The following is a 23,471-nucleotide window of genomic DNA, read 5'->3' on the forward strand; positions in this document are numbered from 1 at the left end:
ACGCGACAGATTTTCCATGTTTACCCACGAATTCCATCGGGTAAACTTTGCGGCCCTTTTCGTGACGGATGATCAGCTGTCCGTATACCGTGACCCCAGGTGCTTAACGGTCTCCCGAACAGGAGAGGGCATGCGTACCGACCAGGTCACATTGCATCGGTTCGTCATCGGCGAACTCAGCGCGGCCGGACTCGACCGCAACAGATTGATCCGTGACATCGGATTACCCGCCTGGGCGCTGGCCAGCCCGGAGGCCTACGTGCCGAGCGAGATATTCGCGCGGCTGTGGGAGGTCGCCGCACACGAACTCGACGATCCGGCGGTGCCGCTGCGCGTGGCGAGCCGATACAACCTGAGCTGCCTCGGCCTGTACGACTATCTGTTCTCCACCGCCCCCGATCTCGGCGCCGGACTGCGCACCCTCGGGCCGTACGTCACGGCCGTCACGACCAATCACCGCTGGGATCTGGTGGCCGAGAGCGCCGAGGAGATCTCACTGTTCATCGATATGGTCGACACCAACGGCCACAGCCGGGATCTGATCCACCTGTGGGCGTTGGGCGCGGCGGTGACCCGCAGCCGCCTGGTGATCGCGGCCCCGGTGATCCCGGTGCGGGTCAGGCTGCGCCAGCCGCCGCCGAAATCACTCGATACCTATATCGAGGTGTTCGGCACCACGAATATCGAATTCCGAGCGCCGGTGGACGCGGTCACATTCCGCGCGGCCGATATGAATCTGCCGCTGACCTCGACCGATCCGACATTGGCCGCGGTACTGCGGCCGCTGGCCGACGCATTGCCGCCGCCACCGCCGCTGGCGACCACCTGGTCGGATCAGGTGGCCACGGCTTTGGCGGAAGCGCTCGAAGTCGGTGAGATCTCGCTGGAGGCCGTCTCCCGCCGCCTGGCGACGAGCCCGCGGACCCTTCAGCGACGGCTGATGGAGGCGGGTACGACCTGGCGGCAGGAAGTGGACCGCGCTCGCGCCATGCGACTGGCCGAGGCCACCGCAACCGGCCCGATCACCCGAGCGCGCCAGGCCCAACTCCTCGGCTACACCGATCCCGGCTCGATCCGGCGCGCGGCGCGGCGCTGGTCGGTCACCCCCGCGCACCGCCGCTGCGAACAGCTGGACTGAACGCCGTCGGCGGGCTGGGCCGACGGCGTCCGGCCGGTGGTTCTACTTCAGGAATCGGGCGGCGATCCGCCAGAAGGTTCCACCCTCCATGGATTGGAAGTCCCAACTTCTGGCGGCCGCATGCGAGGCGGCGACGATCGCGGGTACGTCGAAGTCGTAGCGGGTCGCCGTACCCTTGGCTTCCAGCGCGGCGATTACATAGGCAGTGGCGGTCTCCCTGGTTGCGTACACGGCACTCTCCCCTCGTCGAGCGAACTCAGATACAGTTCGCTGCGCACCGGGGCTTCGGTTGGGCGACACGCCTACCGCAGCGACACAGCGAACATGTTTACGAGTTTTGTGCGAGGGATACGGCGGCGCCAGCGCCTATTGCGCCAGATTAGTGATAAACGCGCCAATTTCGGATTCAGTGGGGCACATGCCGCCAGATCGGCAGCATCGATTGCGCGTCCAGGAGTTCGTCCTCGGCATGCACCGCCGCGTCGAGACGCTCGACAGCCGATTGCGAATCCAGACCCGAACCGATGAGCACCAACCGAGTGCTGCGATCCTCGCCGCGACGCCAATTCGTCGGCTCACACACGATATGGCGCCCGACCATATGCAGGACGAATTTGCGATGTTCACCGGCGACCGCGAAAGCGGCAAAACCCTTGGCGCGGAACAGACCTGCCGGTGGGTCTTCCAGAAAGCCGGCGAGCAGCCGCGGATCGAGCGCCCGCGCGCTGGTGAACGACGTCGTGACGTATTCATCGTGCAGATGACGATGACCGTCGGCGGGATCATGATGATGTTCGGCGAGCAATTCGTCGAAACTCAATTGCTGCGCCACCCGCGGCACCTCGCGCCGCGGTTCGTCGAAAAGCAATCCGGGTTCGATCCGGCCGTGGGTCGTGGCGTATACCGGCGCCGGATCGATGAGCGCCGCGATGTCCTCGCGCAGCGTCGCCAGCCGGGCGTGGTCGACGCGATCGGCCTTGTTGACCACCACCAGATCGGCCAACCGCAGATGGTCGGCCAATTCCGGGTGTCGCTCGCGATGGTCGGGGAACTGCTCGGCGTCGACCACTTCCACCAGCCCGCCGTAGCGGATGCGCGGATTGTCGCTGCCGACCACCATTCTGATCAGATTGCGCGGTTCGGCCAGACCGCTGGCCTCGACCACGATGACGTCGATGCGGGCACTCGGCTGGGCCAACCGATCGAACAGTTCGTCCAACTCGCCGACATCGACCGCACAGCACACACAGCCGTTGCCGAGCGAGACCATGGCATCGACCTGGCCCGCCACCAGCATCGAATCGATATTGATCGCACCGAAGTCGTTGACGACGACGCCGATCCGGGTGCCGCGATTATCGCGGAGCAGATGATTGAGCAGTGTCGTCTTGCCGGACCCGAGGAACCCGGCGACGATCACGACAGGAATCGACTGGGCCACCCGGACACCTTACTGGCATCGGCGGGCACTCTCCCCACGGCCGGATGCCCACCCGCCGCAGTGGCGAGTGGGCATCGCAGCGCTGTGATTCAGTCCGTCGGCGAGAAAAGCGCGGCGGCCAGCGTATAGGCGAGGTTGATCAGTTCGGAGGTGATCGCGGTGTCGTCCATGCCGAGCGCCGTCGCCAAGGGCATCAGCAGCTTCATGACCGTGCCGACCACACCGTCGCCGGTATCCGGTGCGGTCGATTCGGTGCCGGGCTCGGTGGATGTGCCGCTCGACCCGCTCGGCGGCTCGGTGGTGCTCGGCGCCGCCTTCGGCGTGGTGGTCGCGGGCGCCGACTGCGCCTGCGGTGCGTTCGCACCGGGTGCGGTGCGGGAATTGTTGACGCCCGGTCGCTGCGCGGGCGCCGGAGCCTGCGCGGTGGTGGTGGGCGTCGGCGAGGTGGTCGGCGCGGGCTCGGTCCCCGCTGGAGCAGGATCGGTCTCGGCGGGTGCGGGATCGGTCCCTGCCCGTCCGGGTTCGGTCCCAGCCGGTGCGGGATCGGTCCCAGCCGGTGCGGGCTCGGCCCCTGCCCGTCCCGGCTCGGCCCCAGCCGGGGCAGGATCGGTTGCCGCTGGTCCGGACTCGGTCCCCGCCGGTGCAGCATCGGTCCCCTCCGGTCCCGGCGCGGCGTCCGCAGGCGGGGCCGTTGTCGTCGGCGCTGTGGGCGCCGGGGCTTCCGGTGCGGCCGCCGGAGTGTCCGGTGCCACCGCCGGACGGTCCACTCCGGTGTCGGGCGCCGCCACCGGGGTATCGCTCGCCGGGGGCGCGCCGAGCAGGAAGCCGACCAGGCCGGTGGTGATGGCGATGGCGTGCTTCAGCTGGCCGTCCGCGGATTCCAGTAGCGCCGCGTCCTCCGGGTTGGCGCCGTTGCCCATCTCGACGAACACATCGGGCACGGTGGTCAGCGCGGGACCGGCCACATCGGCGCGGGTCTGCAAGCCGTCGACCACGCCCGCGTAGTTCGCGGCGGGGAACCCCGACGACAGGTAGGCATCGCGCACCGACTTCGAGGCCGCCAGCCCATCGGTCGACTGGACCCGATCGGCCGCCGCGTCCGGGATCGGCAGCTGCGGCACGATGACATGGAATCCGCGGTACTGCGCGGGCGCGCCGTCGGCGTGGATACTGACGGCGACAGCCGCACCGGATTCGTTGGCCGCCCTGGCCCGCTCATCGATGCAACCGCCCCAGCCGCTGTCGTCCTGGCGACTGAGCACCACGCGGGCGCCGAGGCTTTCCAGCGAGGTCTTGACCAGCTGGGCGACATTCCAGTTGATGGTGTGTTCGGCGACCCCGTTGAGCGAGGTCATTCCGGTGGTCTGACAGTCCTTGGTGCCACCGCGGCCATCACTGACCTGACGGGACAGATTCTCGGTGTGGTTCGGTCCCTGATGGCCCGGATCGAGGAAGACGGTCTTGCCCGCCAGCTTGGTGGCCATGTCCGGCGAGATCGGTTCGGCGGACGCGGTGACACCGGACAGGGTGACCGTCATCGCCGCGCTGACGGCGGCGCAGATACCAGCCTTGACGATGTTCGGCTTCATGTGCGGTCGGCGCTCCGGGACGGAGCGCCCCTCCCTTCCCACTAGCTTCCCACTAGCAACACCAAACCCAGTGGTTCACTCTGGTCACAGCGGCAACCGCAGCGCAACCCCCGTTATCGAAGTGTGATCTGAGTCACGACCGTTTATCGGCTGGGCCGTAGGAAGAGGCGTCAGCGCAGGTCAGGCCACTCGTGGCAGTTGCCGCAGGGCACGCAGCGCATAGTGCACCCGGGTCTTGACCGTGCCGACCGGGATGCCGAAATCTGCCGCGACCTCTTGATAGGCACGGTCGCGCAGGATCACTTCCACCACCGCCGCCCGCTGTGAATCGGGCAGCCGGGCCAGGAGATCGTCGACCAGCAAACCGTCGACCAGACCATCGGCGAAGTCGGGATGGGAGTAGCGGACATCGCTGAGTTCGGAGACCTCTTCCCAGCCGGTGTCGCCGGGCCTACTGGCGCGCGCCCGCGCCATATCGATCATCACATTGCGCTCGATGGCCAGCAGCCAGGTCCGAATACTGCCCTTACGCTCATCGAAGCGGGCACAGGAGCGCCAGGCCCGCAGCAGCGTCTCCTGAACGGCCTGTTCGGCAAGGCCCTGATCGCCGAGCGCGTGCATCGCCCGCCAATGCAGCAGGGCGCGATCTTCGGCCAGTACGGACGCGAGCCCGTCGTCGGTGCACAATCGGGCGCACCCTGCCCCGCACGCGGAACCGGAAACCATTCGAGCCGAGCGACAACCTGTCATGTAAGAGTTATCGCAGCCCGGCGGCCCGGTGACATCACTCTCACGACATCGATTTGTGTGAATCGACAGAAATCGCCGATTCGACCGAATGGTCGGCACCATTCTGGTAGATCTGCGCAGGGAGATTCGGGGATCTCAGACCGGCCGCTCCGTGCGGCGAATATGCGGGATTCGAGGAGACATCGTCATGCGTGCAGGCACGCTGGTCATCGCCGGGGCCATTGCTTCGGTCACCACATTGCTCGGCGGTGGGACCGCTGCCGCCGCACCGTCCCCGGAGATGCCGCACGACGGTGTCTATATCGTCGGCGTCGATATCGCGCCCGGCCTGTGGGAGGCGCCGGGAACCCCCGATCAGGCGCACGGCTGCGATTGGCGGCGGCTGTGGAAGGTCGAGGGCGACAACACCGATATGCGTTATGTCCGGGCCAACAACTACACCAGGGAGAATCCGGTCCGGGTCTTGATCGAGGCACACGATGTGGCGTTCCGGACGGTGAACTGCGGACCGTGGCGACAGCTACCCACCCCGCCCAACAGCGGTTCCGCCGGAGCCCTGCCCACTCGCGGTTGACGCGCGCCGCCCGACACCGATGAGGCGAGCCGGATCGCCTCACGTACTCGAGCGCGATCCGACGGCCTCGAACCATCGCGGTGACCGAGATTCGGCCGACCATTTCGGGCAGACTCGTGATCATGATCGATACCGAGGGCACCGCGCTGTTCCACCAGACCATGCCGTTCACCGAACGACTCGGGGTCGAAGTCCTCGAACACGGTCCCGCAATGGTGCGCAGCAGACTCGCTTGGGACGCCTCGCTGTGCACCCTCGGCGGGGCGATGCACGGCGGTGTGCTGATGTCGCTCGCGGACGCGACGGCGGCGGTATGCGCATTCCTCAACCTGCCCGAGGGCGCCACCGGGACCACGACGGTCGAGTCCAAGTCGAACTTCCTGCGCGCCATCCGCTCCGGCCACGCGATCGCATCCAGCACACCGCTGCATCCGGGCCGCCGCTTCATCGTGGTGGAAACCGAAATCCGTGATGACGCCGACGCGCTCGTCGCGAAGGTGACCCAGACCCAGGCCGTGCTCTGACCAGCGCCGCGCAAATCCGCACGGCGGCAACCTTTCCGCGAACTCCGTGTTCCCCGGCTCGGGCACCCCGACGGGTTGCGGCGGCCTCGTCCGGCATCCTACGATCCCGCTCGGCCCACCGAATATCAGCAGAGACGGGATTGCCTTGCCGAACGCGCATCCGGGACACCAGAGTCCGCGCCGCCGCTTCACCGGCCGCCGTTTCCTCGGCGCACCCGCCGCCGCGTTGATCGCGGTCGCCGCGGGTTTCCTGGCACCGGCTCCCGCGCATGCCGCCCCCGCCTCCTGCCCGCCCGCCGCGGTATCCACGGCCACCGCGGCAAAGGTGCCGCTGCTGGATTGGTCGGAGAACGTCGGTTTCGACGCGGACGGAAATCTCTGGGTCTCCCGCGTCTTCCGCAATGTCGTGGAGCGCTACGACCGGGCGGGCAACCTCACCGCCACCGTTCCGGTCACCTTTCCCGGCGCGGTTCGCCCTGGTCCCGACGGGCTCCTGTACGTCAACTTCGGCAACATCACCACGAGCACGATCATGAAGACCGGTGGTGTGGTGCGCTTCGACCCGTCCGCGCCGAACCCGGTGCCCGAGATCTTCGTCGACAATATCGGTATGGCCAATGGTGCCGCCTTCGACGATGACGGCTACCTCTACATCACCGACACCGGCGGCGGCATCATCCGGGTGCGCCGCGACGGCACCATCGACCGCGAATGGACGGCGGCGGCGCCGCAGGACTTCGGCCTCAACGGCATCGTGGTGCACGGTGACGCGCTGTATGTGACGCTGCTGTCGAGCCCGACGGCGCGGATCCTGCGCGTCCCGATCGCCGATCCGGCCCATCCGAGCGTGGTGACCGATCTGTCCCCCCAGTCGAATCCGCCCGCGCTGCCCGACGATCTGACCGTCGGGCCGGACGGCATGCTCTATGTGAGCACCGCGACCGGAAAGCTGGCCCGCGTCGACGCCGCCACCGGCAGCACCTGCATCGTGGCCGCCACCCAGCCGATCACCGCGCTCGCGGTATCCGCCGGGGCGGATCCCACGGTGTTCGCGGGCACCGAGGGCGGCGACGTCCTGCGCATCCGGTTGAACCAGGGGAACTGACGCCGCCGGAACCGGTCGAGGGCACAGGCGGTAATCCGGGATCACCGCCGAGGCCCCGATTCCGGCGACGTCCGGCGGCCCTATTTACCGTGTGCCCGTAGCTGATAGAGCCCCTCGGTTTCGGCCACCACCACACCAGCGGCATCGGTGACGACCGCCTTCAGCGTGAAGTCGGATTTGCCCGCCGCCGACGCTTCCTCGACGATCCTGGAGATCTCCTCCTCCGACAGCGTCGCCTCGGCCCGCACATCGGTCTTGGCCGGTTTGCGGAAATAGATGTGCAGATCCTTGACCAGCGGATAGAACTCCGAATTATCGAAGGTGGCGATCGCGATGGCGCCGCCGAGGATCTCGGCGACGGTGAACAGCACGCCCGCGTACATCACCCCGAAGTGATTGCCGTTGCCCTGCGCGGGCACCGAGGTGGCCGCATAACCGCGTCGTACCTCGATCGCCTGCACACCCATCGTGTGCGCGATCGGGATGGTGTGCTCCATGGCCCCGTTCACGATCTCGGTGAAGGGAGGCGTTTCGACCTCGCTCATACGCAACAGTCCTTTCCACAGACTCGAGCATCCGGAAATACCGCCCGGACGCCATGCGTGCCGCCGGACCACCCCGATATTGGCACACCGCCAATACTGGCATGACTCGACCGTCTGCGGAAGGTGGCTATCATCGGTAGCGAGGTCGCCCATTCCCGCGACCGACCGGCCGATCGAAACCGTACCCGGGCAGCGACAAGACGGTATTCCCGAAAGGAATGACCGCCATGGCATGGGCAGTACTGGTTGTCTCCGGCGTTCTGGAAGCCGTCTGGGCCACCGCACTCGGCAAATCCGAAGGTTTCACCCGACTCGCGCCCTCGGCGGTGTTCGCCGTCGCACTGGTGCTGTCGATGGCAGGTCTGGCCTACGCGATGCGCACCCTGCCGGTGGGCACCTCGTACGCGGTGTGGGTCGGCATCGGCGCCTCCCTCACGGTGCTGTACGCGATGGCCACCGGCTCGGAGAGCATCTCGGTCCTCAAGATCGCCCTGCTGGTGTTGATCGTCGGCGGGGTGGTCGGCCTGAAGCTGGCCCACTGACCTCAGGCGACCGCGGCCTTCGGCGTCACCGGAATCTCGTCGGTGCTGGCGTCGGGCACCTCGGTACCACGGATCGAGGTGCCCGCCGTCTCCCGCAGGAACGCCCAGGCGACCAGACCGATCAACGCGGCGCCGATCATGTAGAAGGCCGGGAACAGCGTCCAGCCGGTCGATTCGATGACCGCCTCGTTGACCAGAGGCGCGGTACCACCGAACATCGCCGTCGACACGTTGTAGCCGAGGGCGAAACCGGCGTAGCGCACATGGGTCGGGAAGATGGCGGGGAAGGTCGCGCTGATGGTGGCCAGCTGCGGAATGTAGAACAGGCCGAGCACCACGAAGCCGACCACCGCCCACGCCGTGCCGACACCCATCAGCATGTACATCGGCACCGCGAGCACCGCGAGCCCCACCAGCGAGACCAGCCACAGCGGCCGTCGACCGACCCGGTCGGAGAGCCCGCCGAAGAACGGGATGCACACCATCATCACCAGCTGGCCGATCAGCATCATCGTGGTGGTGGTCGACTCGTCCAGGCCGATCGTCTTCTGTAGATAGGTCGGCTGGTAGGTGAGCAGGGTGTAGTTCACCACGTTCAACGCGACGACCAGTCCGGCGAGGGTGAGCAGCTCACGCCGATAGGAGCCGATCAGCTCACGCAGGCCGGTCGGCGGATGCGGATTTTCCGCGACCTCGGTGAAGACCGGGGACTCGTCGAGCTTGGCCCGCAGATACCAGCCGATCAGGCCGAGCGGAACCGCCAGCAGGAACGGGATCCGCCAGCCCCAGTCGTGCATGGCGTCCGAGCCGACGGCGAGCTGGCAGGCCAGCACGACGGCCGAACCGCCGACGAATCCGCCGAGGGTGCCGAACTCCAGGAAGCTGCCCAGGAAGCCGCGCTTGCGGTCGGTGGCGCATTCGGCCAGGTAGGTCGCGGCGCCACCGTATTCGCCGCCGGTGGAGAAGCCCTGGATCACGCGCAGCAGGATCAGCAGGACGGGGGCGAGCACACCGACCTGGCCGTGCGTGGGCAGCACACCGATGAGGCCGGTCGCGGCGGCCATCAGCAGAATGGTCGTGGCGAGGACGGCTTTGCGGCCGATGCGGTCGCCGAGCGGGCCCCACACCATGCCGCCGAGCGGGCGCAGCACGAAGGAGATGGCGAAGCCGAGCATGGTGCCGAGCGTCCCGAGTTCGCCGGGAAAGAAGGCATCGGTGAGATAGGTGGCCGTCGCGGCGTAGACGCCGTAGTCGAACCACTCGGTGGCATTGCCCATCGCCGATGCGGCGACCGACCTCTTGATTCGCCCGGCTTCCGGTGTTCGGTCCGTCACGAGCACGTCCTCTCCGGCCGCCGAACCACCCCTGCTGGCTCGACCGGCGCTGATCCGATCAGCCCATCGGCAACAGTCCTGGCCGAGGGCTCGATACGAAGAACTTCGTTACCCGCTTCTGCCTGGCAGTAAACACCCCGCTACTCGGAAACGGTGGGCGAACCGCCGCGCCGACCTGCACATCCGTCGCGATAAGTGATACCCGTCACAGTTCTCCGAAATGGGGTGTGTCACAGAGATTCACCCGTGCGGGCAACCACTGCGGGGCAGCTCGAGGCACCGCGATATGACACGATCAGCGGGCGGCCGCAGGGCCGGTTTCGGAAGGACGCGCATGGGCTCAACTGTTTTCGCGGTCGCGCTGCCGGTCGCACTCGGCATCGTCATGTTCGGCCTCGGGTTGACGCTGACCGTCAGCGATTTCGCCCGCGTGCTGAAGTATCCGAAGGCGGCGGTGATCGCCTTGACCTGCCAGCTGATCGTGATGCCGGTCATCTGTTTCGGCCTGGTCAAGGCGTTCGGCCTCGAGGGTGCGCTCGCCGTCGGCATGATGCTGCTCGCGGCCTCACCCGGTGGCTCGTCGGCGAATCTGTTCAGCCATATCGCGGGCGGCAATGTGGCGTTGAATGTGACGCTCACCGCAATCAATTCGGTGCTGGCGGTTTTCACACTCCCGGTGGTGGTCGGCCTGTCGTATTCGGTCTTCCTCGACGACGGCGCGGGGCTCGGACTACAACCGGCCAAATTCCTCCAGGTCTTCGCCATCGTGCTGATCCCCGTCGCGCTCGGTATGTGGGTGCGCGGCCGGTGGACCGGCTGGGCGCTGCGCATGCAGCGCACGGTCAAGATCGGTTCGGGCGTGGTGCTGGTGCTGGTGGTCTGCGCCGCCCTGTTCTCCGAATTCGACGCTTTCACCGACCATGTCGGCGAGCTGGGCGCGATCGCGCTGCTGCTGTGCGTGATCGGGCTCGGCATCGGTTACGGTGTGCCGCGCCTGTTCGGTGTGCGCCACGGCGATGCCATCGCCGCGAGTATGGAGATCGGCATCCACAATGCGGCCCTTGCCATCGCGGTGGCGGCCACGGTGTTGAACAACGACACAATGGCCGTGCCCGCCGCCGTGTACGGATTCCTGATGAATATTCCGGCGGGCGTGGCGACCGTGGTGTTCGCGCGGTCACGGGCGAAGCAACCGTCGACAGCCGACACCGTCGATACGCGTGTCTAGGTTCGCTACGCCCTGGCGCGTTCGGCGTCCAACGGTTCGGGCAGCACACCCTCGGCCCGGAACGCCGCCAGATAGCGGTCGATCACCTCGTCGGTGATCGGCGGGCAGAGGATCCCGGCCGGTGCGAGGGCGGCGCGGGCGGCGCTGTCGTCGAGGATCACATCGGCCACACCCGGATCACCCAGGTCGGCGTAGTTGCCGATGAGCAAGGTCGCGCGCATCAGGTCGTCGTGGTCGACGGCCTGTTCGGTCAGGCGCTGTTTCGCCTGGTCCAGGTCGACGGTGTCGATGCGATAGCCCATCCGCACCAGTCCGGCCAGGATGTCGGCCACCCGAGTCGGAGTGGTGTTCACCAGGTGGTAGCGGCGCATATCGGGCAGCCCGGCATTGGCGATGGCGACCAGCGCCCGCGCCACATAGTCGACCGGCGCGAGCGAGACGGCGGTATCACCGAGTTCCGGTGCGACACCGAGCAGTGCGGCGGCGCGCACCATGGTCCACAGGGAGTCGTCGGCGCTCATCACGCCGGTCTGGACCGAGCCGCAGATGAGTCCGGGGCGGTACACCGCGATCGGCACACCGCGCCTGCCCGCCTCGAGCACCAGTTGTTCGGCCACCCATTTGGCGGCCACATAGCCGTGTCTGGTGACCTCCGCGGCGGGAATATCGCTGTCCTCCAGCACGATGCCGCTGGTCTCGGTGCCGAGCACGGCATTGAGGGTGGAGACGAAATGCACCGGTTTGATCCGGGTGGTCGTCGCCAGCCGCAGTACCTCGGTGGTGCCGCCGACATTGGCCGCGCGCAGATCGGCGTAGGACTCCAGATGATTGACGCGGGCGCCGTTGTGGTGGATGACGCTGATCCTGGCGGCCAGATCGGCGAAGTCGGCCTCGTTCAGGCCGAATCGCGGCTGCTCCAGATCGCCGGGCACCGCGACCACCCGATCGGCCAGATCGTGGTGCGCCAGCTGATAGCGCGACAGCGCGGCGGTGATACGGCGCAGCCCGTCCTGTCGGTCTCGGCCGCGGACCAGGCACCAGATCCGGGAGTCGGTGCGGTCGAGCAGTTCCCGCAGCAGATGCACACCGAGGAATCCGGTAGCGCCGGTGAGCAGGACGTCGCCGGTGTCGACCGGCGGTACCAGGTCGGCGATATCGATCGCCGGATCGAGTCGCGCGTCGGCGACCAGGTCGGCGACCCATCGGTCGTCGCGTTCGGTGGCCGGTTCGAGCGCGGCCAGCGCCCGCACCGTCGGCTGTTCGAAGACGGTGCGTGGATCGACCTCGATGCCGAGTTCCTCGGCCAGCCGGGTGCGCAGGGTGAACACCAGCAGGGAGGTGCCACCGAGATCGAAGAACGTGTCGTCCAGGCCGATCGTGTCGGTACCGAGCACATCGGCGAAGACTGCGGCCACGGCGAGTTCCCGTTCGGTGGTGGGGGTTTCGCCGGGATTGCGGGTGGAAGCTCCGAGCGCGGCGGCCAGGCCCGCTCCGGCGCCGGGCACTCCCCCGGTCGCGTGGGAGGGTGCCTGCGAGGGCATGGCCGTAGCCACGCCCGTCCGCCGATCCGGTGATCCGGCATTCTCCGGTGCGCCCTGCGACCGCATACCGACAATGCTCATCGGATCACCAGCAATCCGACCGACGACCTGCTGGAAGCGCAAGGCGATCTCGGCCACCGTCTCCCGGTCGTATCGCTCGGTCGCATAACGGAACTCGGCGGCCAGACCATCCCCGCCCGCCTGCGGACGCAGCGTGAGCGCGAGTTCGAAATGCGTGCTGTCCCGAGGAAGATCGCGGACCGCCACGCGGAGGCCGTCGAGCTGCAAAGGCGGCGGTGTGGGCAGGTTCTCGTAGGAGAACACGGTCTGGAACAGCGGCGATCTACCCTCGACCCGCGGCGGGTTCACCGCCTCGACGATCTGATGGAACGGAACATCGGCGTGGTCGAAGGCTTCGAGCGTCGCCGTGCGGACGCGAGCGAGCAGTGCGGTGAACGGTTCACCGGGCTCGACCGTCACCCGCACCGGCAGGGTGTTGACGAACATGCCGACCAGGTGGTCGAGCGCGGGATGGCCGCGACCGGCCACCGGCGTGCCGACGATGATGTCGCCGCTGCCGCACAGTTCGTGCAGCAGGGCGATGTAGGCCGCGTAGGCGACCATGAAGACGGTGGCGTCGTTGCGTGCCGCCAGCTCGGTCAGCGCGGTGAGCGTCGGCCGGTCGATCTCGATATCGACGGCGGCGCCTCGACCTTCGCTCGCGCCGGCTCGATCGGCGGGCAATGCCAGCTGCCCTGAGGTGCCCGCGAGGGTGCGGGTCCAGTACGCGAGCTGACGCGCGGCCACCGATTCCGCATCGACGCCGTCACCGAGCCGATTCTGCTGCCACAGTGTGTAATCGGCGTACTGCACCGCCAGTGGCGCCCACTGCGGCCGGACGTCGGCGGCATGCGCGGCGTAGGCGGTCGTGAGGTCGGCGATCAGCGGGCCGAACGACCAGCCGTCGGCGGCGATGTGATGGGCGGTGAGCACCAGCACGTGTTCGGTGGCGTCGAGCCGCAGCAAGCGCGCCCGCACCGGGAGATCACGGGTCACGTCGAAGGGCGCGCCGGTGATCGCGGCCACGCGCTGGTCGAGGTCGGCGCGGTCGATGTCGACGGGCACGAGGTCGATCAGCTCGGCGGCCCTGGTGGTGGGCAGAATTCGCTGGTACGGCCCGGCCGGGGTCTCCGGGTAGACGGTGCGCAGGATCTCGTGCCGGTCGAGTACCGCGGTGAGGGCGGTCGCGAGCACCACCGGATCGAGCGGCCCGGTCAGGGTGAGCGCCACCGGCAGATGGTAGGCCGCCGATTCCGGCATCAACTGGTTGAGCAGCCAGAGTCGCAACTGGGCCGGTGCGGGCGGTATGCGTTCCGGGCGCGCACCGGCGACGGGCGCGAGCGCTGCGCCGGGGCGGGTGTCGATCCGAGTGGCGAGACTCGCGACGGTCGGCGCGTCGAAAACAGTACGCACCCCGGTACCGAGGCGTGCGGCCACCTGGGTCGCGGTCAGCGAGGTACCGCCGAGGGCGAAGAAATCATCGCTCGCGCCGACCGTTTCGACACCGAGCACCTCGGCGAACACCGCGGCCACCTGTCGTTCGGCGGGTGTGGCTGGTGCACGGAATCCGGTGCGGCCGAAGACGGGTGCCGGAAGCTTGCGGGTATCGAGTTTGCCGTTGGGTGTCAGCGGCAGCGCGTCGAGCACCACATAGGCCGCCGGGCGCAGGTAGGCGGGCAGTGCGTCGGCGAGTTCGGCGCGCAGTGCCTCGATAGCGATGGTCGCGGCGGGCGTCGGGACCAAGTAGGCCACCAAATGAGCGCCGGTGCGCGGATCGGTGTGCACGGTGACCGCCGCGCGGGCGACCTCATTGCGCGCGGTCAGAACGGTCTCGATCTCCCCCGGTTCGATGCGGTGGCCACGCACCTTGATCTGAAAATCGGTGCGGCCGTGGTAGATCAGTGCCGGATCGGGTCCGTCGGTGACGGTCACCAGGTCACCGGTGCGGTAGAGCCGGTCGCCGGTCCGGTACGGGTCGGCGACGAAACGAGTCGCGGTCAACCCGTGCTTACCGTGGTAGCCGCGGGCGAGCGCGGGCCCGCCGATGTACAGCTCACCGGGCGTCCCCGGCGGCACCGGACGCAACAGGGCGTCGAGCACCACCGCGCGGAAGCCGCGTAGCGGAGCGCCGATGGTGACCGGGGTGCCCGCGACCAGTTCGCCGATGGTGGCGATATCGGTGGCCTCGGTGGGGCCGTAACCGTTGCGCATCAACCGTCCGGGCGCCCACGCGTCGACGAGATCCGCTCGGATGGCCTCCCCGCCGACGCCGAGCACCCGCAGCGACGGCAGCGCCGCCGAATCCAGGGTGGCCAGGACGGCGGGAGTGATGATCGCGTTGGTCACCGCTTCGCGGCGCATGAGTTCGGCCAGATCCGCGCCCGCCACCACATACCGTGGCGCGACGACGAGCGTGGCCGCCCCGGCCAGTGCGCACAGCTGCTCACCGACCGCCATATCGAAGCCGGGTGAGGCATGGTGCAGGGTGCGCGCACCGGGATGCAGGTCGTAGCGGTCCCGGCGTTCGGCGGCCAGATTCGCCAGGCCGCCGTGGGTCACCAGGACACCCTTGGGCAGACCGGTCGAGCCGGAGGTGTAGATGAGGTAGGCCGGATGCGCCGTGCGGAGCCGGGCGCGACGGTCGGCGTCGGTGATCGGCTCCGCGGCGTGCCCGGTGGGGGTGGCCGGATCGTCGAGCAGCAGCCAGGTCGCGGCGTCGGGCAGTCCGGTGCGCAACGGTGCGGTGCTCACGCCGAGGTGCGCGCCGCTGTCGCCGAGGATGTGCGCGATGCGCTCGGGCGGATAGCCGGGATCGATCGGGACGAACGCGGCGCCGGCCTTGCTGATCGCCCACACCGCGGCCACCGATTCGGCGGAGCGTTCGAGCACCATGGCGACCAGGGTCTCCGGTCCGGCGCCCGCCGCGATCAGGGCGCGGGCGAGCCGGTTGGTCCAGGCGTCGAACTCGGCGTAGGTCCATCGCCGGTCCCCGTGCACCACCGCGGTCCCGTGCGGGTTGCGCGCCACCGCGGCCGCGATGAGTCCGGCCAGCGGTACGGCGGGCACCGCATCGGTGCCACGCCAGGGCACCAGCCGTTCGCGTTCGTCCGGTCGCAACACCTCGAGTGCGTGCACGACGGAATCGGCGGGACCGGTGACGATATCGGCGAGCAGACGCAGGAATCGCTGGTGGTGGGCGATCAGCTCATCACGGGTGTACCGGTTCGGGTTGCCCTCGAATTCGATCCGCAGACCGGTATCGGCGGCGGGGTAGATATTGAGCGCCAGATCGGCCACCGGTCCGGTGGACAGCAGATGCAGGGTGCCGGTGGCGGCGCCGAGATCGACGCCCGCGCGGAAGTTCATGATGTTGACCGCGGGGCCGAATCCACGAGCGTCGGGCCCGTGATGGGCGATCCGGGCCACCTCCTCACCCCGGAAACGCTGATGGCGCAACGCACCGCTCAGCTCGCGGCGCGCCGCGGCGATGATCTCCTGTGTGGTGGCCTCGGGTCCGGTGCCCACCCGCAGTGGCACCACATTGGTCACCATGCCACCGCCGCGTCGTAGTACCGCGGTGGTGCGTGCGGTGACGGGCAGACTCAACGTCACCTCGGGCAGACCGGTCATCCTGGCGAGATAACCGGCCAGCGCGGCGACCAACACACCGGCGGTGCCCGCGCCGTCGGCCGTTCGCTCGAGCGCCGCGAGCAGCCGCGGCTCGAGGACGTCGCCGATGACGATGGCCTGGGCGGCCGGTGCGCCGGGACGGGTCGCGAGCGTCACAGGTTCGGGCAGGCCGTCGACCTTCTCGGTCCAGTAGCGGCGGTCGGTCTCGTAGCGCGTGGACCGCAGATAGGCGATATCGGCGTCGACGAGCACGTCCGGCGACTGCCGGGTTCCGGCGGGCGGTTCCTGGCCGCGCACCATCGCCGTGTACAGCTCGGCGTGGCGCTGCTGCAACCGCATGGCGCCGTAGCCGTCGAGCGCGATGTGATGCGCGCGGGTGTAGATGAAATGGTGGTCGGGGCCGATATGCAGGATCGTCGACTGGAGCGGCGGATCGTTGCGCAGGTCGAACGGCGTGCACTGGTCCGCGCGCATCCACTCGCGCGCGGCAGCGGCCGGATCGGATTCGGCGCGCAGGTCGAGATAGCCGATCTCGTCGTTCTGGTCGTAGTCGATCCACTGGTGCACCTGGCCGTCGAACCCGACCTCGAACCGCAGATAGGCCCCGGTCTCGCGGGCGGCGATCCGAGCGGCGTCCTGATAGACGGCCCGGTCCAGCGGGCCGGTGACGTCGATGTACTGGGTGGTGGTGAGTGGTACGTCCCCCAGCAGCTGCTGGGCAAACCACACTTCACGCTGCGCCGACGTCAACGGCAGGGATTCACCGACTTCGCCGGACGATCTCATCGCGCTCTACCTTGCATCTAGCGGGCCAAAGCCAAGAGGTTAGCCTAACCTTTGCCTGAAAGCCACCGGCGAGTAACGATCATGGATGATTGCTACTGATTAGCCATCAATGGGTGTCGCCGGGACATCCGACAGCCACTGCCGGAGTTCCCCAGCCGGAGTACTGTCCGAGGTGAGCAGACCATCGGCCGCCGCGAGCCGTAGGCGAGACCACCATGAACAATCGAACACATTCGGCCGCACCCGAACCCGAGCTGGAGTCCTCAGCGCCGATACCGAACGCGGTCGCCGCGGCCGTGGCGGGCATCGTGGCGGGCGCGATCGCGATCGGCGTCGGGCATCTGGTTGCCGCCCTGTTCGCGCCGGACGCGTCGCCGGTCTACGTACTCGGCGCGACCGTCGTCGACACCACACCGCACGCCGTGCAGGAATGGGCGATCAGGCAGTTCGGCAGCGGAGACAAGGCGGTGCTGTTCCTGGTGATGACCGTGGTGATGACGCTCGCCGCGGCCGCCGCCGGTGTGCTGGACCGCCGCCACCGGTACGGCAGCATCCTGCTGGCGCTCGCGGGTCTCGCGGTCATGTGGGCGGCGGTGCGGCGGCCCGACGCCACGCTCGGCTGGGCGCTGCCCACCCTCCTCGGCGTGGTGGCGGGCATCTGCACACTGCGTCTGCTGCTGAACCGTGCGCCCGGTGTACCGGACGACACCGACGTCTCGCGCAGGCGGTTCCTCCGGCTGGCCGCGACCGCGGGTGCCGTCGCGGCAGGCTCGGCCGCGCTCGGCCACTGGATCGGCGCTCGCCTACGCGACGTCACCGCCGACCGCGCGGAATTCGTGGTGCCCGCACCCGCCGCGCCCGCGCCCGCCATACCCGAGGGCGCCGAACTACCGGTCGACGGCATCACCGACTTCGTCACCGCCAACCACAGCTTCTACCGCGTCGACACCGCATTGCGGCTACCCACGCTCACCAGTGACGATTGGCGGCTGCGCATCCACGGCATGGTGGCGCGGCCGGTCGAGTACACCTTCGCCGATCTGCGCGGCAGACAAGCCGTGGCCAGGATGATCACCCTGACCTGCGTGTCGAACGAGGTCGGCGGCGATCTCGCGGGTAACGCCCTGTGGACCGGATACCCACTGGCCGAGTTGCTCGCCGAAGCGGGCCCGGCAGCGGGGGCGGATATGGTGCTGTCCCGCAGTATCGACGGATTCACCGCGAGCATACCGCTGGCCGCGCTCACCGACGGCCGCGACGCCCTGCTCGCTGTCGGCATGAACGGGGCGCCGTTGCCGGTGGCACACGGTTATCCGGCGCGGCTGGTCGTGCCGGGGCTGTACGGCTACGTCTCGGCGACGAAGTGGGTGGTCGAGCTCGAGGTCACCCGATTCGATGCGGCGCAGGCCTATTGGACGCGTCGCGGTTGGGCCGAGCGGGCGCCGGTGAAGACGGCCTCGCGCATCGATGTGCCGCGTGATCGCGCGACGCTGCCCGCCGGGGAGATCGTCGTCGCGGGCGTGGCCTGGGCCCAGCATGCCGGTATCGATCTGGTGGAGGTGCAGGTCGACGACCGGCCCTGGCAGCCGGCGAGGCTCGCCACCGAGTACTCCACCGACACCTGGCGGCAATGGTTCTGGCCGTGGCAGGCCGAACCGGGCGAGCACACTCTGCGCGTGCGCGCGACCGATCGCACCGGTTACCGCCAGACCGACCGGCGCACACCGCCTTTCCCGGACGGCGCGACCGGCTGGCACAACCGCGCCATCACCGTCCGCTGAGCGGCTCATACGCGCCGCATCACCGACACCACCTTGCCGAGTACCACCGCGCGGTCGCCGTCGATGACGTCGTAGGCGGGGTTGCGCGGCTCCAGGTACACGTGCCCGTTACGCCGCCGAAACACCTTCACGGTGGCCTCGTCGTCGATCATCGCGGCGACGATATCGCCGGAATGCGCCTCCTGCTGTTGGCGGACCACCACGAGATCGCCATCGCAGATGGCGGCATCGATCATCGAGTCGCCGCGCACCCGCAGTCCGAATACCGTTCCGCGGCCGACGAGTTCACGGGACAGGGTGAGCATGTCATCGGTGTGTTCTTCGGCGAGGATCGGTGTGCCCGCGGCGATATCGCCGACGACCGGTACCGCGACGGTGTCTTCGGCTTGTACCGGCTGCTCGGTCCCACGCAGGAACAACCGCACATCGATCGGCCGCGCCACCGCATCGCCGCGCCGCAGGAAACCCTTCTCCTCCAGGGCCTTCAGATGCCGGGAGACCGACGACGCCGACCGCAATCCCACCGCGTCGCCGAGCTGACGGGTACTCGGCGGATAACCCCGCTCGACCACCCAGCGTTGAATAGTGGCGAGGATGCTGCGCTGCCGCGGCGGCAGCGTCGAGGTGTCGAGATGCTCGTATCCGCTCACGCGGGAATGGTAGACGCAGACTCAGATACGGACTCGGTCCAGGATCGCGGTTCTGGCGGCGGCCCATGCCGCTGAACCCGGATCGCCGAAGTCCGCGTGTCCGCCGCCGGGAATGAGATGGAGCGTCACCGGATCTCCCGCTGCCCGCGCGGCCGTGGCGTAGCTGCGGCTCTGCTCGGGCGAGACGGTGGCGTCGCGGTCGCCGTGTACGACGGTGACGGGCAGTCCGACCGGCAGATGTTCGATGGGTGAGGCGATCCGGTACCGGTCGGGTTGCTGATCCGGCAGCCCACCGAGCAGATCGCGCACGAACCGGTCGTGACCGTTGATCGCGGCCAGGCGCAGGTCGAGCACACCGGCCATGATCGTCGCGCTGGACAGCCGCACCCGCGGATCGGTGCCGGGCGCGTCGGTGCCGTCGATGGTGTGCCGTCCGGCCAACCAGGCCGCGAGATGTCCGCCCGCCGAATGTCCGGCCGCGTGCACCCGATTCAGATCGAGCCGCCCACCCGCACGGTCCTGTACGACGCTCGCCAACGATTCGGCGGCATCGTCCACATCGGCGAGCGTCGTCGGCCAGCCACCCACCCCGCCGACCCGCCGGTACTCCACGTTCCAGACCGCGACACCGTGCCCGGCCAGGTCCTCGGCCAGGACCGCGGTGTAGCTCAGGTCGTGCACCTGCTCCCAGCCGCCGCCGTGGACGAGCACGATCACCGGTAGATCGCCCGCGTTCCCGGCGGGCAGATAGAGGTCACCGAAGTTGTCGGCGGTATCCCCGTAGCTGATCCGTATCGGTTCCGGCCGCGCGGTGTCGGTGGCGGGCGTAGGACCGGCCTCGCCGTCGCCACATCCGCACAGCGCCAGCACCAGCGCACCGACCAGCAAGCGAGTTCCGCGCACCACGACCTCCCACCTCGTACCGAACCAGGACCGTCGCCTCGCATTCAAACACGCGTCGGTGCGGGGGCCGATGATCCGAAGGCGGCGGCGGGCGCATGCGCTCGTGGCCGAGGTTCGCGATCGGGGATCACAGCTGTGCGAGCACCTCATCGGCGGCGCGGTGGCCCGAGCGAACGGCACCGTCCATGTATCCGTTCCAGATCTGCGCGGTTTCCGCACCGGCCCAGTGGATTCGACCGACCGGTGCGGCCAGCGCGGCACCGTACTGGGTCCAGACACCCGCGCCCAGTCGGCCGCCGTAGCAGCCGCGCGTGAATTCCTCGGCGTTCCAGTCCTGTTCCAGGAGGTCGAACGGGTTTGCCGCCTTCGGGCCGAAGTATTTCACCAGTGTGTTCACCACCAGGTCCCGACGTTGTTCCGGTGTCATGGCACCGGCCGCGCGCGCATGGGCGCCTTCGAGGAAACCGACCAGCACCCCACATGAACCGTCGGGCGGCGAATTGTCCAGGACGGGACTGAATCCGTCGTCGAGACCGAGCACGAATCCGTTGAGGCCGTCCTCGCGCCAGAACGGCGTCTCGTATCCGACCTGGAATTTGATCACCGAACCGGCGGGCATCTGCTGGGTCAACCCGTCACGCAACGCGGGCAGCGCCGGGACATAGCGCAAGCGGCCCGCCAACGTGGGCGGCACCGCGATGATCACCCGGCGCGCGGTGACACTGCCGCCTTCGTATTCGACGACCACTCCGTCCGCGTCCTGCCGGATCGTGCGCACCACCGCACCCAGCCGGACCGCCTCGCCCAGTTCGCTCGCCATCCGCTCGGAGATCAGGTGCGTGCCACCGACCACGCGGCTCTCCTGGGCTCCGCCGGTGGTGGCGATGAGGGTGTACAGGCTGGTCCCGGATTTGAGGTAGAAGAGGAAGTGCAGCAGGGACAGCTCCGGCGCCTCGGCGGAGAACAGCGCGGGCACCAGCACGCCGAACAGCTTGCGGGCGAGGGTGTCGCCGGTGTTCGCGGACAGCCAGCCGTCCAGCGTCTGCCGGTCCAGCTCTTCGGCGTCGGCGGTCTGCCAGGGCGCGGCGGTGGTGACCGTCGACGCCAAGGCTTCCAATTGCAGCCACAGACGGCCCACTTCCATCGCCGAATCCGCGGGGAGACCGAAGGTTTCGTCGGCGTATCGCACCGCCTGCCCGTCGAGGACGGTCAGATTGTCGCCCTCGTCGTAGCTGGGGAACACCGGCAGACCGAGTTCATCGATCAGCTCACGCACCGCGTCCTGGGTGGGGCCGATCCATTGGCCGCCCAGCTCCACCGGGACGCCGTTGTCGAGGAAACCTCCGAGAGTGCGGCCGCCGACGCGGTCGCGCGCTTCCAACACCAGGACACTGCGCCCGGCTCCGGCCAACCTGCGCGCCGCACTCAGACCGGCGAGCCCTGCCCCTACCACGACGACATCGGCATCTTGCATGGCCCATCCTCCAGAATAAGTCGGTCGCATGACTGATATGAGGGAGATTACTGACCCCACACCTGCGATACAACCCCCTGCGGGGCACTAATTCATACGAGCGACCGAATTCCGAGGACGGTGGATCGTCAGTCTCCCGCGACCGCGCGCGAGGCGGAACGAATACCGGCGAGCGCGACCATCATCTCGATCGCGGCATCCAGATTCTCCCGCGACCGACTGTCGTTGGGGTCGCATACGTGCTGGATCACCAGGCCGTCCACACAGGCGAGCATGACGCGGGCGAGTCGCCCGAACGGCACCGCGCAGGTCTCACCCGCATCCTGCGCCGCACGCTGGCACCATTCGGCGATGATGGCGGCATACCGTTCGTACTGCCAGCGCGCAAGACTCTCCTGCCCCGGCGTGCGCAGGGCGTAGGTGACGAGTTCGTACTGCATGACCTGCAAGTTCGCCCGATCGGTCACCAGATGCGACCAGAAGCTGTGCACACCCTGGCGGATCGCGTGCTCGAGCCCCTCCCCCAGCTCGACGGCACCTTCGAGCACCGCCGCGATCTCATCCACCACATCCTCGATCACCGCCCGCAACAACAGCTCCTTCGAGGGGAACACGTACTGCATCGTGCCCAGCGGTACCCCGGCTTCGGCGGCGACGGCACGCAACGAGGTACCGGCCACACCACCGCGAGCGAGCGCGATCCGGGCGGCGGCCACCAGTTGCGTGCGACGCACTGACGCTTCCACGTACGGCATGAACCCTCCTCGGTCAGCTGACCGAGATTCTGCCATGCGGGGCACGGCGACCATGCCCGTCGTCGCGGGGCATGTCGATCGATGGCGTCCGCGACCGACACCTGCTCGAATCCGCGATACCCGGCCGACGGACCTGGTAAAGGTAGGTGCCGTGAGCCGCAAGCTGCTCTGGGCACTCGAGTTCGGACTCACCGTGGTCGGGCTGGCCTGGCTGCTGGCATCCGTGGGTTCCCAGGCCGGGGTCGAACTACTGGTGGTCTGGAACGGGCTCGGAATCGTCTATCTCGTGACGGGTTGGCTGCTGCTGCGCCGCGATCTGCCCGCCGCACGGTCCGGCGAGCTGGTCGCTCCCCGCTGGTACACGACGGTGCTGGCGCTGGTGGCGAGCAGCTCGGGCCTGGCGGCGGGGTTTCTGATGACCGCGGGCGCCAATGAGGGCGATGAACTCGCGCAGGGCATTTCGGCGGCCACGGTCCTGGTGTCATGGCTGCTCCTGCATACCGCGTTCGCACAGATCTACACGCACGCGTTCTTCGCCGATGGCGGTCTGCGCTTCCCGGACTGCCCTGCGCCGGGGCTGTCGGAGTTCGTGTACTTCTCGTTCGTGATCGGCACATCGTTCGCGGTATCCGACGTCTCGGTCGTGAGTACCGCGATGCGGCGCCGGATCACCGCGCACAGCATTCTCATCTTCTTCTTCAACGCTGCCGTGGTCGCCATCGCGATCGATTGGTTGAAGAGCTGACCGCAACCAGCACCACCCCGCCGATGTCCGGCAGCGCATCGGCGGGGTGGGTGTGGTGATTGCTGTTCGCGGGTGCATCCGGCTGTGACACGAGTACACAGCCGGATACGGCGGCGCGTGCCGGTCCCCTCAACTACCGGCGCGTGGGTCCACCTCCCGGGGCCGCCATCACCGAGCGGCCCTCTGCGATGGGGTTCGCGCTGGACGGACGCGAACACCCATGCGGCCGCTAGTGCGCCGCCGTGAATCCTGTGCGGAGGTCGGTGAGGATGTCGTCGATGCCTTCGATGCCGACGGCGAGGCGGACCAGTCCGGGGGTGACGCCGGCGGCGAGTTGTTCGTCGGGGGTGAGTTGGGAGTGGGTGGTGGACGCCGG

At 68.3% G+C, this 23,471-nt stretch carries 20 protein-coding genes and 1 riboswitch; of the genes, 8 read left to right on the top strand and 12 right to left on the bottom strand.

Features of this window, described 5'->3' with window-relative positions; all coding sequences use genetic code 11:
* Nucleotides 1-130: 130 nt before the first annotated feature.
* Entirely contained in the window at nucleotides 131-1,138 is a 1,008-nt protein-coding gene (locus tag QH168_RS01840) for an AraC family transcriptional regulator (protein WP_280232605.1), read from the top strand.
* Between the two features lie 42 nt (nucleotides 1,139-1,180).
* Here QH168_RS01840 and QH168_RS01845 read toward each other — a convergent pair whose 3' ends face one another.
* The 4 genes from QH168_RS01845 to QH168_RS01860 all read right to left on the bottom strand — a co-directional run bounded on the left by QH168_RS01845 (nucleotide 1,181) and on the right by QH168_RS01860 (nucleotide 4,855).
* On the bottom strand, nucleotides 1,181-1,369 hold the full coding sequence (locus QH168_RS01845; RefSeq protein WP_280232606.1) for a hypothetical protein: 189 nt from the start codon (nucleotides 1,367-1,369) through the stop codon (nucleotides 1,181-1,183).
* A 175-nt stretch (nucleotides 1,370-1,544) separates the two neighbouring features.
* The gene (locus tag QH168_RS01850) at nucleotides 1,545-2,579 is read right to left on the bottom strand and encodes a CobW family GTP-binding protein (protein ID WP_280232607.1); all 1,035 of its coding nucleotides are present in this window, start codon (nucleotides 2,577-2,579) and stop codon (nucleotides 1,545-1,547) included.
* Between the two features lie 89 nt (nucleotides 2,580-2,668).
* On the bottom strand, nucleotides 2,669-4,168 hold the full coding sequence (locus QH168_RS27655) for an N-acetylmuramoyl-L-alanine amidase (RefSeq protein ID WP_432421012.1): 1,500 nt from the start codon (nucleotides 4,166-4,168) through the stop codon (nucleotides 2,669-2,671).
* 180 nt (nucleotides 4,169-4,348) lie between these two features.
* Entirely contained in the window at nucleotides 4,349-4,855 is a 507-nt protein-coding gene (locus QH168_RS01860) for a sigma-70 family RNA polymerase sigma factor (protein WP_280232608.1), read from the bottom strand.
* A 250-nt stretch (nucleotides 4,856-5,105) separates the two neighbouring features.
* On the opposite strand from QH168_RS01860, the gene QH168_RS01865 reads away from it, so the two are divergent.
* The 3 genes from QH168_RS01865 (at nucleotide 5,106) to QH168_RS01875 (ending at nucleotide 7,121) form a co-directional block, all read left to right on the top strand.
* Nucleotides 5,106-5,492: a hypothetical protein gene (locus QH168_RS01865; protein WP_280232609.1), complete on the top strand. Its 387-nt coding sequence runs from the start codon at nucleotides 5,106-5,108 to the stop codon at nucleotides 5,490-5,492.
* A 122-nt stretch (nucleotides 5,493-5,614) separates the two neighbouring features.
* Nucleotides 5,615-6,016 carry a PaaI family thioesterase gene (locus QH168_RS01870; RefSeq protein ID WP_280232610.1) on the top strand — a complete coding sequence of 134 codons (402 nt, stop codon included), beginning with the start codon at nucleotides 5,615-5,617 and terminating at the stop codon, nucleotides 6,014-6,016.
* A gap of 145 nt (nucleotides 6,017-6,161) precedes the next feature.
* Complete coding sequence (locus tag QH168_RS01875) at nucleotides 6,162-7,121, top strand: SMP-30/gluconolactonase/LRE family protein (protein ID WP_280232611.1); 960 nt, start codon at nucleotides 6,162-6,164, stop codon at nucleotides 7,119-7,121.
* Nucleotides 7,122-7,201: 80 nt separating this feature from the next.
* Here QH168_RS01875 and QH168_RS01880 read toward each other — a convergent pair whose 3' ends face one another.
* Nucleotides 7,202-7,666 (bottom strand): PaaI family thioesterase, encoded by a 465-nt coding sequence (locus QH168_RS01880; RefSeq protein WP_280232612.1) that lies wholly within the window; start codon nucleotides 7,664-7,666, stop codon nucleotides 7,202-7,204.
* Nucleotides 7,667-7,805: 139 nt separating this feature from the next.
* Nucleotides 7,806-7,876, top strand: a riboswitch (guanidine-III (ykkC-III) riboswitch).
* A gap of 17 nt (nucleotides 7,877-7,893) precedes the next feature.
* Here QH168_RS01880 and QH168_RS01885 point away from each other — a divergent pair.
* Nucleotides 7,894-8,208 (top strand): DMT family transporter, encoded by a 315-nt coding sequence (locus tag QH168_RS01885; RefSeq protein WP_280232613.1) that lies wholly within the window; start codon nucleotides 7,894-7,896, stop codon nucleotides 8,206-8,208.
* Nucleotides 8,209-8,210: 2 nt separating this feature from the next.
* Here QH168_RS01885 and QH168_RS01890 read toward each other — a convergent pair whose 3' ends face one another.
* A complete protein-coding gene (locus QH168_RS01890; protein ID WP_280232625.1) occupies nucleotides 8,211-9,485 on the bottom strand; it encodes an MFS transporter in 1,275 nt (424 codons plus the stop codon).
* A 391-nt stretch (nucleotides 9,486-9,876) separates the two neighbouring features.
* On the opposite strand from QH168_RS01890, the gene QH168_RS01895 reads away from it, so the two are divergent.
* Complete coding sequence (locus QH168_RS01895) at nucleotides 9,877-10,770, top strand: bile acid:sodium symporter family protein (RefSeq protein WP_280232614.1); 894 nt, start codon at nucleotides 9,877-9,879, stop codon at nucleotides 10,768-10,770.
* Between the two features lie 5 nt (nucleotides 10,771-10,775).
* Here the strand turns inward: QH168_RS01895 and QH168_RS01900 are convergent, their stop codons facing one another.
* A complete protein-coding gene (locus QH168_RS01900; protein ID WP_280232615.1) occupies nucleotides 10,776-16,787 on the bottom strand; it encodes a non-ribosomal peptide synthetase in 6,012 nt (2,003 codons plus the stop codon).
* Nucleotides 16,788-17,002: 215 nt separating this feature from the next.
* Here QH168_RS01900 and QH168_RS01905 point away from each other — a divergent pair, with 215 nt between their 5' ends.
* Nucleotides 17,003-18,568: a molybdopterin-dependent oxidoreductase gene (locus QH168_RS01905; protein ID WP_280232616.1), complete on the top strand. Its 1,566-nt coding sequence runs from the start codon at nucleotides 17,003-17,005 to the stop codon at nucleotides 18,566-18,568.
* A gap of 5 nt (nucleotides 18,569-18,573) precedes the next feature.
* Here QH168_RS01905 and lexA read toward each other — a convergent pair whose 3' ends face one another.
* The 4 genes from lexA to QH168_RS01925 form a co-directional block, all read right to left on the bottom strand.
* Nucleotides 18,574-19,218 carry a transcriptional repressor LexA gene (lexA, locus tag QH168_RS01910; RefSeq protein ID WP_280232617.1) on the bottom strand — a complete coding sequence of 215 codons (645 nt, stop codon included), beginning with the start codon at nucleotides 19,216-19,218 and terminating at the stop codon, nucleotides 18,574-18,576.
* A gap of 21 nt (nucleotides 19,219-19,239) precedes the next feature.
* Nucleotides 19,240-20,121: an alpha/beta hydrolase gene (locus QH168_RS01915; RefSeq protein WP_432421015.1), complete on the bottom strand. Its 882-nt coding sequence runs from the start codon at nucleotides 20,119-20,121 to the stop codon at nucleotides 19,240-19,242.
* A 127-nt stretch (nucleotides 20,122-20,248) separates the two neighbouring features.
* Entirely contained in the window at nucleotides 20,249-21,595 is a 1,347-nt protein-coding gene (locus tag QH168_RS01920; protein ID WP_280232619.1) for a flavin monoamine oxidase family protein, read from the bottom strand.
* Nucleotides 21,596-21,723: 128 nt separating this feature from the next.
* Nucleotides 21,724-22,350 (bottom strand): TetR/AcrR family transcriptional regulator, encoded by a 627-nt coding sequence (locus QH168_RS01925; protein WP_280232620.1) that lies wholly within the window; start codon nucleotides 22,348-22,350, stop codon nucleotides 21,724-21,726.
* A gap of 151 nt (nucleotides 22,351-22,501) precedes the next feature.
* On the opposite strand from QH168_RS01925, the gene QH168_RS01930 reads away from it, so the two are divergent.
* Nucleotides 22,502-23,095, top strand: a complete 594-nt coding sequence (locus tag QH168_RS01930) for a DUF1345 domain-containing protein (RefSeq protein ID WP_280232621.1) — start codon at nucleotides 22,502-22,504, stop codon at nucleotides 23,093-23,095.
* Nucleotides 23,096-23,324: 229 nt separating this feature from the next.
* Here the strand turns inward: QH168_RS01930 and QH168_RS01935 are convergent.
* Nucleotides 23,325-23,471: PLP-dependent transferase (locus QH168_RS01935; protein WP_280232626.1), on the bottom strand; the 147-nt coding region annotated here is incomplete at its 5' end.

Source organism: Nocardia cyriacigeorgica (genome assembly GCF_029868385.1).
In the GTDB taxonomy this organism is placed as follows: domain Bacteria; phylum Actinomycetota; class Actinomycetes; order Mycobacteriales; family Mycobacteriaceae; genus Nocardia; species Nocardia cyriacigeorgica_F.